This window comes from Marinovum algicola, from assembly GCF_900109145.1.
GTDB classification, from domain to species: domain Bacteria; phylum Pseudomonadota; class Alphaproteobacteria; order Rhodobacterales; family Rhodobacteraceae; genus Marinovum; species Marinovum algicola.
On the sequence record NZ_FNYY01000032.1, the window covers coordinates 12,441 to 29,174 of the forward strand.

The following is a 16,734-nucleotide window of genomic DNA, read 5'->3' on the forward strand; positions in this document are numbered from 1 at the left end:
ATTACCGCCCCCAAGCCTGTTGAAGCATTCCCGCAATCTCAGCACCAACCGCATCCATGCTGTTCTTTGCGCGATCATAGGTCGATCTGGTCATCTCGGATCGCGCAACCTCGTAGATCGACATCTTGAGCATCGATGCGTCGCCAATAGCCGTACTACGCAGTCCGGTCGCCCCAACAACACGATCCTGAAAAAGAGCGCGCATAAGGCTCACGATCTGCTGACTGGGGATATCGCTCGGATCGTCCCGCGTAATGAGGAAGGAGAAAAAATCATGATCGAGTTTGACGCCCGTGTCCTCGATCACACCAAGATAAGCAGAAGTCATTTCGACAAACTGCTGGGTGGAAGCAAGGTCGAGCATGCTCGGCGTCATCGGCACGATGACCGAGGTCGCAGCGTAGAGGCCGGTCAAAGTCAAGAATCCGAGAGCTGGTGGGCTGTCGATAACCACCACGTCGTAGTCACCCTCAACGGACTGGATCGCCAGGCTGAGCTTCTCAAAGAATGCAACGCCACGACCTGCATTGACCGCAGTTTCTGTTTCAAACTCGCTTAGAACAAGCCGGGCAGGAGCCAAATGAAGGCCAGGGAAATAGGTTTCTACGATGGCCTCGGACATCGGCACCGGGTCTTCATAGCGAAGTGCGTCGTAAATCGACGCCCCTTCAAACTCCAGTTCAGTCTGAATCCCGCAAAAACCCGTGAGGCTCCCTTGCGGATCCAGGTCAATCGCCAAGACCCGGTAACCGTTCAATGCAAGGTAGTGACACAGATGAATCGCAGAGGTGGACTTCGCAGATCCACCTTTGAAGTTCATCAGCTGAATAACCTGAAGCTTGTCGCCCTCGCGACGGCCAGGAAGGTATTTGCCGGATTTACGAGAGCTAGCCTCCAAAAAATGGCGGGCTTGAAGGATCTCTTCACCGGAATAAAATCGCCGTCCGTTCTTGATTACTTCCGGCTCCGGCAAGGACCCGTCGCTATGGCACTTGCGCAAGAATTGCCCGGTCACCCCTAGAAGATCAGCAGTCTCTGTAGCGCTGAATAGTCTCAAATTCTTGCGTTGATCGGGCGCGTAGGCTTGCTGAAGATGCGTCGTGAGCGCGGTGTGTAGACGCGCTGCTATCTGGCTTGTAAGCTCGGATTGAGACGCCGCTTCGATTGGTGCCGTCTGGAACATGGTTGCTATTTCTCTGCTCGAACGCGCTTATTTGCGCAACTTGACTCTAATGGCCGTGATTCACCATGTTAAGTCAAGGATTTTATCCACAAATTGTGCTGTCGGACCAAAGGGCTACTAGGGAAGCCACGCACCCTCTAGAGTTAACAGCTGTTAACAGCACCCACGAACTAGCGGTACAGCAAGACATCTGTCGTCGATTGGGCGTCGCTCCCAACCGATCCGATAACGGTCCCTCGACCGAAAATTAGGCTGGCGAGAGAGACAATGCACATAGGCGGATTGAAACCAAGCACCGACAGATCTACCGCGGAACAAGGGCCCCAATGGGCCAAATGTCGAAGTTACATTGATGCTCAAGAGCCGAGGTTAAACGCCGAGATCACATTCGCATCGCATCAACAAGGTTGGTTAAGACCCTGACGTCTGGCGCGTCAACGGTGCCCAGCAGGGTAGGGGGGGCGGCACCGTTGCTTTCCCGGCAGGAACAATATTCGACGTAGAGCACCGCGTAGATAGAACTAGTTCGACTACACCTCGCCGGACCTCAAGACCTGCTAGTTGAGCCCTCGTTGTTTAGGACGGATGAGTGGCGATCCGTGGCAATTTAAGTTCCCGAGTTTGTCCGTAGAACGAACGGTCCGCACTCCCTACAGCCGATGCGCTCGCTCGGCCGCTTCGAAAAAGCGCTGGAAATGAAGAGCGGATACCGTGCTTGCCGCCGCCCAAACTACGGCTCAATGACGCAACTCCTTCACCAGCTTTCTGGGGGCAGGTTGCGCCCAGTTTCGCTGTCCAGATGATCCACGTTGAACATCGATGGCAGTTGCCTTGCGAAGCTCAAAGGTGCAGGAACACCCGCCGACGAAATACTAGGGCAGGGGCCCCGGATCAATGTCCAGGTCCTGATCGAAGCGCTTATCAATTGCCGGAGGCAAGCGGGTTCAGCTGTGACGACACCGGAGCTTGTCTCGCGGGCATCCAGTCCTTGTGCCTGGTCGAGGATCTGACGATCCAAACCCATCAGGTGGGTCGCGCCATAACGGAGAAGTATCAGTTCTCGGTCCATGACGCGGTGATCGTGGCTGCCGCGCTGATCGCCGGATGCACGACACTGTGGTGCGAGGACATGCACGACGGATTACTCGTGGAAGAGCAGTTGCGCATCATCAATCCATTCTCCTGACCGCAAAACGGGCGGCAACCTCGCAATCGTTCCATCGAATGGAAGAATTGCAAGGTTGTGATTATTGCGCGGGCTTCAGCAAACCCAACTTCTCCGCCCGTTCCAGCAGCATCCTCACGGACGACGGCTGCCAACTGGCGCGTCCACGCGGGGTGCGTTCGCGCATCGCCTCTAGCCGGTCACATATCGCCTGAAGCGTGATGTCGGGGTCCGCGCCCTTGATGCCAGCGACGATGGCGGGCAGGCGGTCGTCGGTTTCGCGACGTCCGGCGCGGCCCAGAACCTCGGCGGGCAGGAACCCGTCGCGCACATAGGCTTTCACGGCGCGCAGAAGGCGGCTCTGAGTCCAGTGCCCATCATGGGGCAGGGGGCCGTTGATGATCCGCAGCACATCTTCCCAGGCCATATCGGGCCGCAGGCGGCGCACATGGGGCACCCAGTCCTGCGCGGTCTCGCTCAAGCGCTCCATATAGCCGTCCTGTCGTGCCAGCCGTACTTTGCGCAGCGCGGCGGGGTCCTTTGCGCGAAGCCCGGGGTTGCCGCCCACGCGACCCTTGGCGCGCGCAGAGGCAAGCCCGGCCTTGGTACGTTCGCAGATCAGGGCGCGCTCGAACTCGGCCGCGGCGCCGAGAACCTGCAACGTGAACTTGCCTTGGGGGGAGGACGTGTCGATCGGGTCCTGGAGCGAGCGGAAGAAGGCACCCTTGGCCTCCAGATGTTCGATCACCTCCAGTAGATGCGAAAGAGACCGCGCGAGCCGGTCGATCCGAACAACAACCAGCGTGTCGCCTTTGCTGATGCGCTCCAGCACGCGGGCAAGCACCAGCCGCGCTCGATTGCCGCCTGAGGCGTGCTCTTCATGGATCTCGACACATCCCGCAGTTTGCAGGGCCTCAGACTGGGGCAGGGGGGTCTGATCGTCTGTGGAAACGCGCGCGTAGCCTATCAGGGGCATAAAACGGGCCCTTTGCAATTTAAGATATTACCAATAAACGACCGAATGAGCGCGCGATCAGAGACCGGCAGCCTTGGTCAGGTTCACCCGGAACCGGTCGCGGCGCCGCTGGTAGCGGCGGGTCATCTCGGCGGAGGCGTGGCCGAGGTGCTTTTGGACATAGCGTTCATCGACCTCGGCCGAACTGGCGAGACCGGCGCGCAGGCTGTGGCCGGAGAAGAGGGCGAGGCGGTCTTTCTCGGGCAGGTCGGATCGGATGCCGGCATCCAGGACCGTGCGCTTGATCAGGCGCGCCACATGTTTGTCGTTCAGCCGCGTTTCAGATGCGCGTTTGCCATCGCGCGAGATTCCCACAAAGACCGGCCCGAAGTCGATCTTGGCAAAGTGCAGCCATTGCTCGAGCGCATGGACGGGGCAGGTCTGATCCTTGGAGCCGCGGCCAATCTCGACCTCACGCCAGCCGGTCTTGGCATTGAGGGTGAGCAGGGCACCTTTGTCGAATATCTCGATCCAGCCGCCGGAATCCGGCGTGTCATCCTTGTGCACATCAAGGCTGACGATTTCCGACCGACGCAGACCACCTGCATAGCCGAGGAGCAAGATGGCCCGACCCCGCAGCCCGCGCAGGTCGAAAGCAAGGGTGGCGACCATCGCGAGGATATCCTCGGCCAGGATCGCTGCCTTTTGTACCGGTGGACGGGCATGTTTGCGTTTGATCCCGGCCAGCACGGTGGCGATATGCCGATTCTTGCGATCGAGGGCGAATCCCCGCTGCGCATAGTTCCACGCAAGGCCTGACAGGCGGCGATCGATGGTACTGACCGATAGGGCAGGGGAGGCGCCTGATCCGGACGCCAGATCGGCCAGGTAGAGCCCAATCATCTCGGGTGATGGCGGCAGCGGCTCCGCACCCTTCAACCGGCACCAGCGCGCGAAATGCGCCCAGTCCTTGGCATAGGCTTTCAGCGTGTTTTCAGAAGCTGCGGCGCGGGCATAGTCGCGCGCGGTGTCGACCAGGCGATCGAGACTACCGGTTCCGGCGACATGGGAAGGAAGTGTGAGAGCCTCACCGGGCACAGCGTCGCTCTCGTTGTCCTCGTTGATTGAAGACCAGTTTGCCGCCTCGGAGCTCGATTTCTCGGTGTTTTCTGACATGTCGCGGAGCATATCTTTCTATGTCCGATAATGCAAACTTATTGGACATAGATGGATTTCACAAGCAGGGGCGGTTATCTTGCTATTTTCTGGTAGAAAGCGCCGCGCTGATGTAGGTTTCTGGCATGACTTTTGCCCGGCCAGATCACATCAGCGACCTCGATACGTTACCCCGGATGCCTGCCTGGGTCACCTCCACACGTTCTGAAACCCTTGAAGATGTTGCGTTTTTGTCGGGCGCGGCGCTGAAACACCTGCATCTTGTGTTGGGGTGCGCAGAGGTGCCCCATGACTTGTTGCGGGATCGGTTGGCGCTGCGCTCGGCCGAGGCCTGTGTCGCGTTTTCCGGTCGTCCGGAGCGGGCGACGGAGCTGCGCGATACCGTGCACCTTCTGCGACCAGGAGACCTTCCCGGACCAGCGGGCGAAACCTGCCTCGCCTGGCAGCGCGCGGTGGAGCGGCCGGTGTCGATCAAGGCTATGGGTCGAGCCTTGCCGACCTTCGAGCCGGTTCAGATCGCCACGTGGCTGGATGCGGGGAAAGGGTCGTCGGTAACCAGGGCCGCGATGGTGTTGGAGGCGGTGTTGACGGAGACACCGCGTGCCGAAGTGCCGGCGTTGATCCTCGCGGATGCGGCCCTCGCTCAGGCACTCGGTTGGGATCATCTCGTTCCGCTGCTGGCCCCAGGCCTGAAACGCGCAGACCTGCGCAAGCATGGGGACGACTTGCGCCTGGCCAGTCATCGGGCACTCATCACGTCGGCGATCGAGGCCGTACGGCAGGCCGCCGACCTCGCGCGCCGCGCTGCGCATCTGAAGACGGTCGCGCCGAAGCTTCGCGCTAAGGGGGCGGGCGACGCGGTAGCGATGTTCCTGACCCGGGACGCTGTAGCGCCGTCGGCGTTGCCTTTGCCGGATCGCGCCGCGCGGCGGCTCTGCGACCGGCTGGTCGACCTCGGCGCGGTGCGCGAGCTGACCGGGCGCGACACGTTCCGGCTCTACGGGGTGTAGTGATGGCGAAGGATCGCTCTCACCCCGAACTGGATCGCGAGTTGCCCGACTTGCCGCCAGAGCTGCGCTGGCGGGAATGGATGCGGCGGATCGAGGCGGTGCTCTTTGCCTCTGCCTCTCCCGCGCCGCGCGAAGACCTGGCCCGCGTGGTGGGGCAGGGGGCCTCGGTCGATCTGCTGATCGAGGACCTTGCCGCCGATCTGGAGGGGCGGGCTTTTGAAGTTGCGCAGGTCGCTGGCGGCTGGATATTTCGGACGCGGACGGCCTATGCGCCCGCGATCCGGGCTTCGGCAGACGTCGGGGACCAACTGCTGGACCTGAGCGAGTTCGACGTCGCGGTCCTAGCGGCTATCGCCTACCACCAACCGATCACGCGCGACGGACTCAAGGACATCTTCGGCAAGGAGATCAGCCGTGACCTAATCGGTCGACTGCATGCGCGCGACCTGATCGGGACCGGACCAAGGTCGCCCAGGCGAGGGTCCCCCTATACCTTCGTCACCACCGAGCAGTTCCTTGTCGCGTTCGGGTTGGAGAGCCTGCGCGATCTTCCCGATCGGGAGCAGTTGGAGGATGCGGGGGTTGTGGCGGAAGCACTGACCTGCCCCCCGAAACTTCCCTCGTTGTGATGTAGAGTTTGCTCAACCTTTCGAAGGAGCAAACAGATGCGAAAGAGCCGTTTCACCGAGGCGCAGATCATCGGGATGATCAAGGAACAAGAAGCCGGAATGCCTACGGCGGAGGTGTGCCGTAAGCACGGCCTCAGCCAAGGCACGTTCTACAAATTCAAATCCAAGTATGGCGGCATGGAGGTGTCTGACGCCGCCAAGCTGAGGGCGCTGGAAGACGAGAATGCCAAGCTCAAGCGCCTGCTGGCGGACAGCATGCTGGACAATGTCGTGTTGAAGGACTTGCTGGGAAAGAGTTGACGACGCCGAATGAGCGGCGAGAGGCAGCGCTGATGGCGATGCGGGATCATGACATCTCGCAGCGCCGGGCCTGCCGACTTGTCGGTGTCGATCCGAAGACGGTCCGGCGTGAACGCCCGCCGGACAATCCCGAGATACGCAGGGAGATGAAAGCCGTCGCGGCCAAGCGGCGCCGGTTTGGCTATCGGCGGATCGGGGTGATGCTGGAACGCAAGGGTATGATCATGAACCACAAGAAGCTGTATCGGCTTTACAAGGAGGAGAAGCTTGGGGTCCGGCGACGCCGAGGGCGCAAACGGGCGCGTGGTTCGCGAACACCGATGCCAGAGGCTCTGAGGCCTGGCGAGCGTTGGTCCTTGGACTTCCTGTCTGACACGTTCGGGACATCGCGCAGGTTCCGTATTCTGGCCGTGAATGATGATTGCTGTCGCGAGAACCTCTGCCTGATGGCCGACACAAGCATCTCTGGTGCGCGGGTTGCTCGGGAACTGGATGCCCTTGTCCGCATCTATGGAAAGCCCGCCAGCATTGTCAGTGACAACGTCCTATGTCGGGAAAATCTGGCTGCTTAGGTCAGCAGGTCATGGGGCATCCGGCGAACCGGATACCTTGATAAGGTTGCCCAGACGGGCTCTGCCGTCAAGAAATGATCTCATCCATAGCAAACACAGGGTACGCGCGCTGGCGGCCCTCACCGTCCTTAATACGAGATCCCAAATCCCAAGCAGAAGGCCCGAACATTATCTACGAGGTCAGATGCCTGCCTCCACGGCTCATGTCAGAGAGAGGTCCTTCCGCCTGGGCTCACCCCCTCGTAGAAGGGGCGATAGGGTTCGCCGTGATTGACCACGGCGTGTACGGTGCGCGCCATCTTGGCCGCGATCGCGGTGTAGGCCTTGCGGCGCAGATGAGCGTTGTGTCGGTCTTTCGAGATGTAGCGTTCGAACTTGTCCCGGAAGCTGTTGGTCTTTGTCAGGACCGCCGTCTGGCCGGCCATCCAGAGCGTGCGGCGTAACCGGGCATTGCCATACTTCGAGATCCGGCTCTGGCCGCGGAACATGCCAAACTGGACCGTGGCTAGGTCCATGCCGCAGAACTTCAGAAACTGCCGATGGTGACGGAACCGGCGCAGGTCCCCGGCCTCCGCCAGGATGGTCATGGCATTGATCGGGCCGATGCCAGGAATGGTTGTCAGCAGCTGGTAGTCCGGCAGATCGGAAAGCAGTTCGACCGCCCGGGCTTCGATCTCGTTGCGCTGGCGGACAAGGCTTCTGCCTTCGGCAAGGACGAGGCGGAACATGCGAACCGCGTCGGAATCCGGGCTGACGGGTAAACCAACCGAGTCGACTGCTGTGGCGTAAATATCTGAAAGCAGGCGTTCTTTGGAAACCTTCTTCCCCACCACCTGCCAGGCATCTTCGATGAAAGCTTCTCGGCTCATAGCGGTGATCATCGTCGGTGTCGGATACTTCTCGAGGAAGGCCAGGAACCAGTCGGTTCGGGAGCTTCGATGAAACCGTTCGGCCTCGGGGAAGTAGAGCGGCAGGTAATGCGTCAGGATACGGTGCCAGAGCTCGGTCTTCGAACGCGAGACGATCTCATGCGTCTTCGACAGCTCTTGGATGTCTGCGGTGCCGACGACCAAAGGGTCGTGGAAGAACTGTACGGCGCCGATCTCCAGCATATGCAGGATGACCTGGGCATCCTTCGGGTCGTTCTTGTCCCAGCTGTTGTGCAGGGCTTCGCGGGTCCGGGCGAGGCCGACTGAGGAGATGAGCTTCAAGTCGAACCCGGCCTGTCCAAGATGATGCGCCAGCGGCCTGTGATAGTTGCCAGTCGCTTCAAATCCGATCTGAACCGGCAGATCGTAGCTGATCAGCGCCGCAGACAAGCGCTGGAAGTCGTCCAACGTGTTCATGACCGTCATCCGGCGACGGCGCTTCTTGCCCGGCACCCCGATCAGGACCTCGTGGCGGTGTTTGGAAATGTCGATGGCGACCAGCACGGTCGAAGCCATAGAATGGGTGGCGGTCATAGCCGGTCTCCTCAGCGGTGTGGTTCAACAAAACCACTGTTGAGACCTGAGACCCGGTTATGGCCACCCGCTGCGCTATTTGGGGGCTGCGCGCGTGGCCATAACCTGTCGGCGGCGCTTTTTCCCGACGTGCTACGGGACGGAGTTCACCAGCCGGGCGATCCTGACATGGACGAACGAGAACGATGTGGATTGGCACTACATCGACCCGGGTAAACCACAGCAGAATGCCTTCATCGAGTCCTTCAACGGCAGCCTGCGCGATGAACTCCTGAACGAAGAGATGTTCGACAGCCTGGACGATGCCCGGCACAAGCTGGCCCTTTGGCGATACGATTACAACAATGTCAGGCCGCACTCATCGTTCGGGAACCAAGCACCCGCAGAAGCGCGCCGGGCGCTTGAGCAATTTGAGGGCTCCACGCCCCGCGCGCTTGCCCAAACCGGCGACCAGAACTATGAAAACCAGACCCGCAAACTCTCGTTATGAATGAGGGAGCCTCGGGGGGCAGGTCAGCACCACAAGTTGATTTCGGCTAAGCTGTTGCCGATGTAGTTGGGTGCTAAGACTATGTGATAGCAATGTTTTCTCCCCAGTGGTTTCGAGTCGTGCCGATTTCCGTTGCCGATACCTGATTTAGACTCTGCTGTTCCGCTTATCGTTTCATCTGCAGTGCAACAATTCATGCGTGGGCCCATAAATACTCACAATTTCAAAGTGATAATCGTTTCGTCCTTTTGACGAAGTTGGTTCTTGCCTCCCGAGACCGAAATCGTTGCAAAATGCGTGAAACGAAAACTTGCGGCGAGGAAAAATATAGGTGTATCAATATCCTAATCGTTTCACACTTGCGGGATATCGTTTCATGGCCTTGTCGGATCAAGACATTCTCGACTTTGTCGGCGAGAACCCGGGTGCCGGACGCGATGCCATCCGGAAGGGCGTTGCAACGGATGTGAGCGAAACCACTGTATGGCGCCTCTTGAAGCGCATGGTGGAGGAAGGTCGCCTCGAGGTATCTGGCAAGGGTAGGGCCACGGGATACAGGATCGCCGGTGGTGCGGTCGTCCGGGCGCACCTGTCGACGCCGTACAACAGGCGAGCACCGGTGTCCTATCGACCGGAGTTTCTCGATGCGTACGTTCCGGGAAAGACCTGGTATCTGTCTGCACCTAACCGCGAAAGACTGTTGGAGGCTGGCCGTCCGCAGGGAGGCGCAATTCCGGCCGGAACATACGCGCGCCGGATCCTTGAACAGCTTCTGGTCGATCTCAGTTGGGCGTCGTCCAGGATGGAGGGGAACACCTACGATATTTTGCAGACCGAGCGATTGATCAGGTTTGGTGAGGAAGCTGCGGGAAAGGATCGGAAAGAAGCCCTGATGATCCTAAACCATAAGGAAGCTATCCAGTATGTGGTCGACAATCTCGATGAGATCGGGCTTCGGCGTCCTGATCTGTTCGCGATTCATGCGCTGCTCTCGGATGGTCTTCTGGCGGACCCGGCGATGTCGGGCCGATTGCGAGCGATGCCGGTCGGCATCTCGCACTCGAGCTATCGACCGCTCGACGATGCGGTCACGATCGCAGAGGAGTTCGACATCCTGCTCCACAAGGCTGCGCAGATCACCGATCCGTTCGAGCAGTCCTTTTTCCTCTTGGTGCACATCCCGTACCTCCAGCCCTTTGCCGACGTCAACAAGCGAACCTCGCGCGTGGCCTCGAACATCCCACTTCTAAAGTCGGATCTTGCGCCGATGTCGTTCACGACGATGGACGACAGCGACTATATCGATGGGCTCATCGGGGTTTATGAATTGAACAATGTCGCGCTGCTGCGTGAGGTCTACATGGACGCGTACTTGGCGTCTGCGGAGAAATACCGAATTCTTCGCGCTGAGGTGGAGAGCCCGGAAAAGGCTGCGCTTGCCTATCGGGAATTCGTTCGCGCTGCGGTCCGGCGTTGCGTTCTCGAATTCAAGGAGTTCCGAAACGACGCGGTTGATGAGATGGCTTTGGCTGCTGGCGTGCCCGATGCTGATCGAGCGGATGTTGTCGCTTACGTTCGTGAGCAGATCGCTGGGCTCCATGAAGGCAACGTAATCCGCTATCGGCTGAAACCAGACGACCTGAAAGGAGTGAACCTGCGCTAGATCGTTGATCGAACCCGACCGAAGAACGTCTACGCATCAAAAGCGCATTCAATCATTGCGATAGTCGTTGCAATGATGGGCATCCAAAATAGTGTGGTTCGGAGAGGGTTCCGATAATGTCTTCAATACTCAAGTTTTTCCGAATTACATTCTTTCTCGCCCTGTATTTTTTCTTATGCATGGTCGTGGTGACCATAATGCTTCAGGGTTGGCCGGTTGGTGGCCAGATGCTGTTTGCATTTGGTGTTCCCGTCATTCTGGTCTGGTGGCAAGAAAAACGGAGATCGCGGAAAGTCGCTGCAAAGGCGCAAGCTGAGGGGAGTTCCGAAACCCACCCCCCCCGACCTGAGCCGGTGCCGCGCCCAAGTGCCTACGACAAGCGTATCGAGCGTGAGCGCGAACGTACTCGCCAAGCCAATGCGCCCAAAGCGCCGGCGACCGTTCAGGGCTATTCCCCACCAAAGAAGGACTACGCCGATGTCGTTCGGGCTGGAAAGTCTGCGGCGCCGGCACTTGCAGTGGTCGCTGAACGAAACCAACCAACGCGAGTGGCATCGAGCGCATCGGCCCGATCATCGAAAAGCGGGTGGGTCCCGTCTAATGAAACAGCTAGCGTCGCCGGCCGCAACATCGGCGGGATGGTCTATGTCGGCACGCCTCCCTTGCTGAACACCTACGGGTATCGTGACAAGTGCCGAGCCTATATCGATCCATCCCTGTCTGTCGCGCGCTCTGGAGCCGACAAAGCTGGTGAAGGTATGCCCTACTGGCCCGGATACTCGGATATCTCACCTCAGTGCCGGGCGACCTACCTCGACTGGCTGGCCAGCGGGCGAAACGATGCCTCCTACAACCCCGGCTACATGTTCCTGTACTTCTATGGGCTGGAGCGTCGCTTCTTCGTTGATCAGTCCAACGAAGACGCAAAGGATATCGTCCAAGAAGTTCGGCGACTGCAGGCACTTTACCCTGACAACCACTCCGTCAGGCGCTATTTGGGTGAGTTCCTCGACATAGCGATGCTTGCCGAAACCGACCTCGACGCTATCGAGCCGATGTTCGAGAAGCAGGGCTGGGAACTTCCGTTCTCACTCAAATACGCAATCGGAGCTCGGATCGACAAAGGCGAGAACCTGACAGCTGACTGGTTGCTGAGTTGGTTCATCTGCCATCCGGAAACAAATCTGAGAACTCCCGCGACGCGGTGCCGTGACGAGTTCGTCGCTCTTTTCCGTATGCGGTTTGATCGGCGTTTCCCTGATGGGATCAAAGTGACCAAACCCCGGAAATCACTCACGGCTTCTTATAGGGCCGCCTCGAGCGAGTTTCAGGGGTCTGCCAACCCAACCGTGGATGGCAAGCCTGTCCCGGATATCTCCGGGTTGCGCAAACCGGTCGAGATTGCCCAGGAGTTGGCTGACGAGGTGATGAACGACCTCGACAAGCTCAGTCGCTTCCTGGGCCGAAACCCTGACGGTCGCGGAAGCGTGGAAGCGCACGCCTTGCTGCCCTCAGAACTTTGGGATGCTTTCCCATCAGAGGAAATGGACCGCTTGAAATCTTGGGCTGCCGATATCGTCGATCGGGGGGGATTGGTGCCGCTTGAAGAGGTGATCGGACGTCTGGAGGGAGAAACGAACGAGAAGATCGGGAAACGGCAAATGACAGGAGCGGCCGACGCGCTCGCGCGCCTCGGTTTCGGTCTGGCGCCCGACCCTCGGTTTGCGCTCCGGTCGCCCAAGGCGGAAGAGCCTGTTGTGCTGTTTCGTCTGGGCGAGCCTATCGAGCGACTGGAGGACGTTTCCGACAGCTATCGAAGCGCCTTAATCGAATTGGCACTTGGGTCGTTCGTTGCTCATGCGGATGGTCGCATCGCGGAGCCTGAACGCAGGGCGTTGGAAGAGCAAGTTGCTGCCGCGGCCCTCAGCGATCAGGAACGCCGCAGGCTGCGTGCAAACCTTGAATGGTTCCTGGCCGTGCCACCGGACATGACGCTTCTGCGGCGCAAATTGAAGGAGGTGGGCCAAGACAGCCAAGCCGCTATGCGGGCAGCGCTGGTCGGTGCAGCACATGCCGATGGCATTATTCACTCCGACGAAGTCGCAAGCATCGAGAAGATCTACAAGGCCTTGGGCCTTGATCCTGCGCTGGCCTACTCGGACCTGCATGCTGGCGAAGTTGCGGATGGTCCACGCACCGTTCGTGCCTCGCAACCGGGTCGCCCGGGCGAAGCTACACCCGCGCTTGAAAAAGCCAGCGGACCGAAGCTCGACGCTTCGCGGATCGCGACAATCCGTTCGGACACCGAGCGCGTGTCGTCCGTCCTCGGTCAGATTTTCGATGTTGAAGAGGAAGAAAGTGGTGCCTCCGGGCCTGCCAGCCAAAGCCAGCTATCAGGGCTTGACCCGAAACACGGCGCCCTTGTTCTCGAACTGGTTACTCGGGAGCATTGGTCTGAGACCGAGTTTGAGACGATCTGCGCCTCGCATGGCTTAATGGCGTCCGGGGCTTTGGAAGCCGTGAATGAATGGGCTTTTGAGACCTACGATGAAGCGCTTCTCGACGAGTATGATGGATATGACGTGTCTCCGGAGATTGCGGAGGCGTTAAGAGAAAAGATGAGTGCGGAGGGCAGGGATGTCTAAGTTGAAACCACGTGAACGCGATGCAATCGTACAGGCGCTTCGGGCCGGGGTCGTGCCCAAGCTCGGTTTACGCCATATTCAGGTTGGCCGCGTCCGAGAGATTGAAGAGCTCGTCAAGGACATGGACCGGATATCCGATGGCGGATCGGCGATCCGGTTCATCATCGGGGAATACGGATCGGGCAAGACGTTTTTCATGAACCTGATCCGCCTCGTGGCTCTGGAGAAAGGCCTGGTCGTGATGTTCGCGGATTTAGCGCCAGATCGGCGCATTCACGCGACCGGCGGACAAGCTCGGGGGCTGTATGCCGAGATGGCCCGAAACCTCTCGACGCGGACAAAACCCGATGGCGGGGCATTGGCCAGCGTGGTGGAACGGTTTGTCAGCCAGGCTCACCGAGATGCTGAAGAACGGGATTTGCCCACGGGGATCGTCATTCGTGAACGCCTTGGCCACTTCGAAGAACTCACCGGAGGGTTTGAGTTCGCCGAAGTCATCCGTCGATATTGGGAAGGCCATGAAACAGGCGACGACGAGCTGAAATCCGCAGCCCTGAGATGGCTGCGCGGTGAATTCGCGACACGTACCGACGCGCGCAAGGCGCTTGGCGTGCGAACGATCATCGACGATGCCAGTGTCTACGACCATCTGAAGCTGATGTCGGCATTCGTGTGTGAAGCCGGTTACAAAGGCCTGCTCGTCGGCCTCGACGAGATGGTGAACCTCTACAAGCTCACATCGTCGCAGGCCCGCAATGCAAACTACGAACAGATCCTACGGATCCTGAATGATGTGCTGCAGGGCAGTGCCGAGAACCTCGGATTTCTGATGGGCGGGACCCCGGAGTTTCTGATGAACACCCGTCGAGGGCTCTACAGCTACGAAGCCCTTCAATCGCGTTTGGCCGAGAACACCTTCGCGCGAGACGGATTGGTCGACCTTTCAGGACCCGTTGTCCGGCTGGCCAGCCTGACCCCTGAAGATCTCTTCGTTCTTCTGGCCAATGTCCGGCGGATCATGCAGGACGATGCCGGTGCTCTGCCGGACGACGCGCTCGAAGCCTTTATGGCGCATTGCTCGGACCGGATCGGTGAAGCTTACTTCCGCACCCCGCGCAATACGGTGACGGCATTCGTGAACCTGCTTTCCGTGCTTGAGCAAAACCCCGGTGTCGAGTGGAGCGATCTGATCGAAAAGATCGAGGTGTCCGAAGACCTCGGCGAAGACATGACCGAGGTAGACGAGGCGACTGGCACCCAAGACGCCGGTGACGATGACCTGATCAGCTTCAAGCTCTGACGCCGATGAGCAGTGCGTTCGACAAACTGGCGAGGCCTGTGCAGAAATGGATACGCCAGAAAGGATGGCGCGAACTTCGCGACATCCAGGCGCGATCCATCCGGACGATCTACGAGACCAACGCCGATTTGATCGTTGCGGCGTCCACGGCGGGCGGAAAGACCGAGGCGGCGTTCCTGCCGTTGATTTCACAGGTGCTTGACGAGCCGTCGGGCGGCACCGGTTTCGACCTGCTCTACATCGGTCCGCTGAAAGCCTTGATCACGGACCAGGCCATGCGGCTGGAGGGCATCTGCCAGGAAGCAGAGCTTCCGGTTGTTCCCTGGCACGGGGATGTCTCGCAATCGATCAAGACGCGCGCGTTGAAATCTCCAAAAGGGATCCTCCTGATAACCCCAGAGTCCCTTGAAGCGCTTTTCATTCGTCGCGGTTTGGAAATTGCCCGCCTATTTGGGGCCACGCGGGCGGTCGTGATCGACGAACTGCATACGGTTCTGGATAGCGAACGCGGTGTCCAGCTTCGTTCACTGCTCACAAGGCTCGAGCTCGCGATAAAGCGCCCAATCCGTCGGATAGGTCTGTCAGCTACGCTAGGCGACATGGACCTCGCCAAGGCCTATCTTCGCCCTGACGCAGCAAGCTCTGTCCAGCTGATCGAAGCAGATGGCGGCGAGGCAGAATTGAGGCTTCAGCTTCGCGGCTACCTCTCAGGCGATGAGGATGAAAACAGTCCATCCGCAACGGATGCCATAGCAGCCCATCTTTTCAAACACCTTCGAGGCAGTGACAACCTGGTCTTCGCTGGAGCGCGCCAACGGGTCGAGATTTACGCAGATCGGTTGCGGGAGCTTTGCGAACGGGAGCACCTGCCACAGGAATTCTATCCCCACCACGCGAGCCTCTCCCGAGAACACCGTGACTTCGTTGAGCGGCGCTTGAAGGATCCTGCGAAACCGACGACGGCCGTTTGCACGTCGACGCTCGAGCTTGGAATCGACATCGGTGACGTGACCTGCGTGGCTCAAATCGGTGCGCCATTCAGCGTCGCGGCGTTGCGACAACGGCTTGGCCGGTCAGGCCGACGTGAAGGACAACCGGCCATTCTCAGGCAGTACGCTATCGAAGCCCAACTGACGCCGGAGAGCAGTTTCGTGGATCGTCTTCGCCTCGGCCTGATCAGGTCCATCGCGATGATAGACCTCCTGCTTGAAGGCTGGTGCGAACCGCCAAAACCTCAGGCGCTTCGTCTCTCGACGCTCGTCCATCAGATTCTGTCTGTCATAGCGCAGCGCGGCGGCGCGTCTGCAAGCGTGGTCTACAACGTGGTCTGCCGCGAAGGCCCCTTTCGAAAGGTCACAACCCAAGTATTCGCAGATGTTTTGCGTGCGATCGGCCATCCAGAAACCGGCTTGATTGAACAGACCGGCAGCGGGCTGTTGCTTTTGGGACCGACTGGCGAAAAGCTGGTTGAGCATTACAGCTTTTATGCGGTGTTCCAGACACCTGAAGAATTCCGTTTGGTTGCAGAGGGGCGGGATCTTGGAACCCTGCCAATCGACAATATTCTTGCTCCGGGGATGCTGCTGATTTTTTCTGGGCGGCGTTGGGTGGTTCAAGAAATCCATGATCGTGAAAAGGTTATCGTCGTCAGGCCCGCGAAGGCTGGTGTGCCTCCCGTCTTCGGCGGCGATGCAGGGGACATTCATGACAAGGTAATTGACCGAATGTTCGCCGTGCTCGAGGGGGATTCCAGCCCAGCTTACATGGACACAGTCTCTTTGATGATGCTCAAGGAAGCGCGTGCTCACTTTGAACAGCTGGGGTTTAGGGACAATAACATACACAGCATCGGCGAGCATACATCAGTCATTGCGACGCGGGTCGGGACGGTGAAGACATCAACCCTCGCGCTAGCACTGAGAAACGAGGGGTTTTCGGTCGAACAGCATGACGGATTTCTGATTGTAGAGGCTGGGGACGAAACGCCCGATCTTCGATCGGCGCTGGACGATATTCGATCTGGCGCACCCATCGATTTGTTCGCAGGCGCTGGCAATCTGATATCAGAGAAGTTCCATCAATTTCTTACTATCGAACTTTTGGTTCGGGACGCTGAATCCTCAAAGCTTTCGACACAAGCACTTCCCGATTTGGTCAAAGCTATTCTTCAAAAAGGAACTTAA

At 59.0% G+C, this 16,734-nt stretch carries 10 protein-coding genes and 3 pseudogenes; 9 read left to right on the top strand and 4 right to left on the bottom strand.

The genetic code is table 11. The features are described 5' to 3' along the window. Position 1 precedes the first annotated feature (1 nt). A complete protein-coding gene (gene repA / locus BMW90_RS24190) occupies positions 2-1,183 on the bottom strand; it encodes a plasmid partitioning protein RepA (RefSeq protein ID WP_074840114.1) in 1,182 nt (393 codons plus the stop codon). 860 nt (positions 1,184-2,043) lie between these two features. On the opposite strand from repA, the pseudogene BMW90_RS27250 reads away from it, so the two are divergent. Continuing rightward, a pseudogene (locus BMW90_RS27250) lies at positions 2,044-2,369 on the top strand (PIN domain-containing protein); the annotation flags it as partial. 61 nt (positions 2,370-2,430) lie between these two features. On the opposite strand, the gene BMW90_RS24200 reads toward BMW90_RS27250, so the two are convergent. Together BMW90_RS24200 and BMW90_RS24205 are read right to left on the bottom strand one after the other, a co-directional pair. Beyond that, positions 2,431-3,324: a recombinase family protein gene (locus BMW90_RS24200; RefSeq protein ID WP_074840116.1), complete on the bottom strand. Its 894-nt coding sequence runs from the start codon at positions 3,322-3,324 to the stop codon at positions 2,431-2,433. A gap of 57 nt (positions 3,325-3,381) precedes the next feature. Further along, positions 3,382-4,491, bottom strand: a complete 1,110-nt coding sequence (locus tag BMW90_RS24205; RefSeq protein WP_170850620.1) for a tyrosine-type recombinase/integrase — start codon at positions 4,489-4,491, stop codon at positions 3,382-3,384. 113 nt (positions 4,492-4,604) lie between these two features. Here BMW90_RS24205 and BMW90_RS24210 point away from each other — a divergent pair, with 113 nt between their 5' ends. From BMW90_RS24210 to BMW90_RS26215, 3 genes and pseudogenes are all read left to right on the top strand, one after another. Next, positions 4,605-5,489 (top strand): DUF1403 family protein, encoded by an 885-nt coding sequence (locus tag BMW90_RS24210; RefSeq protein WP_074840118.1) that lies wholly within the window; start codon positions 4,605-4,607, stop codon positions 5,487-5,489. A 2-nt stretch (positions 5,490-5,491) separates the two neighbouring features. Continuing rightward, positions 5,492-6,118 (top strand): SMC-Scp complex subunit ScpB, encoded by a 627-nt coding sequence (gene scpB, locus BMW90_RS24215; protein WP_074840120.1) that lies wholly within the window; start codon positions 5,492-5,494, stop codon positions 6,116-6,118. 36 nt (positions 6,119-6,154) lie between these two features. Next, positions 6,155-6,960 (top strand): annotated as a pseudogene (locus BMW90_RS26215) (IS3 family transposase); the annotation flags it as partial. Between the two features lie 236 nt (positions 6,961-7,196). Here BMW90_RS26215 and BMW90_RS24230 read toward each other — a convergent pair. Then, positions 7,197-8,453, bottom strand: a complete 1,257-nt coding sequence (locus tag BMW90_RS24230; protein ID WP_074840124.1) for an IS110 family RNA-guided transposase — start codon at positions 8,451-8,453, stop codon at positions 7,197-7,199. 136 nt (positions 8,454-8,589) lie between these two features. Between BMW90_RS24230 and BMW90_RS24235 the strand changes: the two are divergent. The 5 genes and pseudogenes from BMW90_RS24235 to BMW90_RS24255 form a co-directional block, all read left to right on the top strand. Further along, a pseudogene (locus BMW90_RS24235) lies at positions 8,590-8,943 on the top strand (integrase core domain-containing protein); the annotation flags it as partial. Between the two features lie 376 nt (positions 8,944-9,319). After that, complete coding sequence (locus BMW90_RS24240; protein WP_074840128.1) at positions 9,320-10,606, top strand: Fic family protein; 1,287 nt, start codon at positions 9,320-9,322, stop codon at positions 10,604-10,606. A 116-nt stretch (positions 10,607-10,722) separates the two neighbouring features. Beyond that, positions 10,723-13,251, top strand: coding sequence for a tellurite resistance TerB family protein (locus tag BMW90_RS24245; RefSeq protein WP_074840131.1), 2,529 nt, complete (start codon positions 10,723-10,725; stop codon positions 13,249-13,251). After that, complete coding sequence (locus BMW90_RS24250) at positions 13,244-14,551, top strand: ATP-binding protein (RefSeq protein ID WP_074840133.1); 1,308 nt, start codon at positions 13,244-13,246, stop codon at positions 14,549-14,551. The genes BMW90_RS24245 and BMW90_RS24250 overlap by 8 nt, the downstream gene beginning before the upstream one ends. A 5-nt stretch (positions 14,552-14,556) precedes the next feature. Next, positions 14,557-16,734, top strand: coding sequence for a DEAD/DEAH box helicase (locus tag BMW90_RS24255; protein WP_074840135.1), 2,178 nt, complete (start codon positions 14,557-14,559; stop codon positions 16,732-16,734).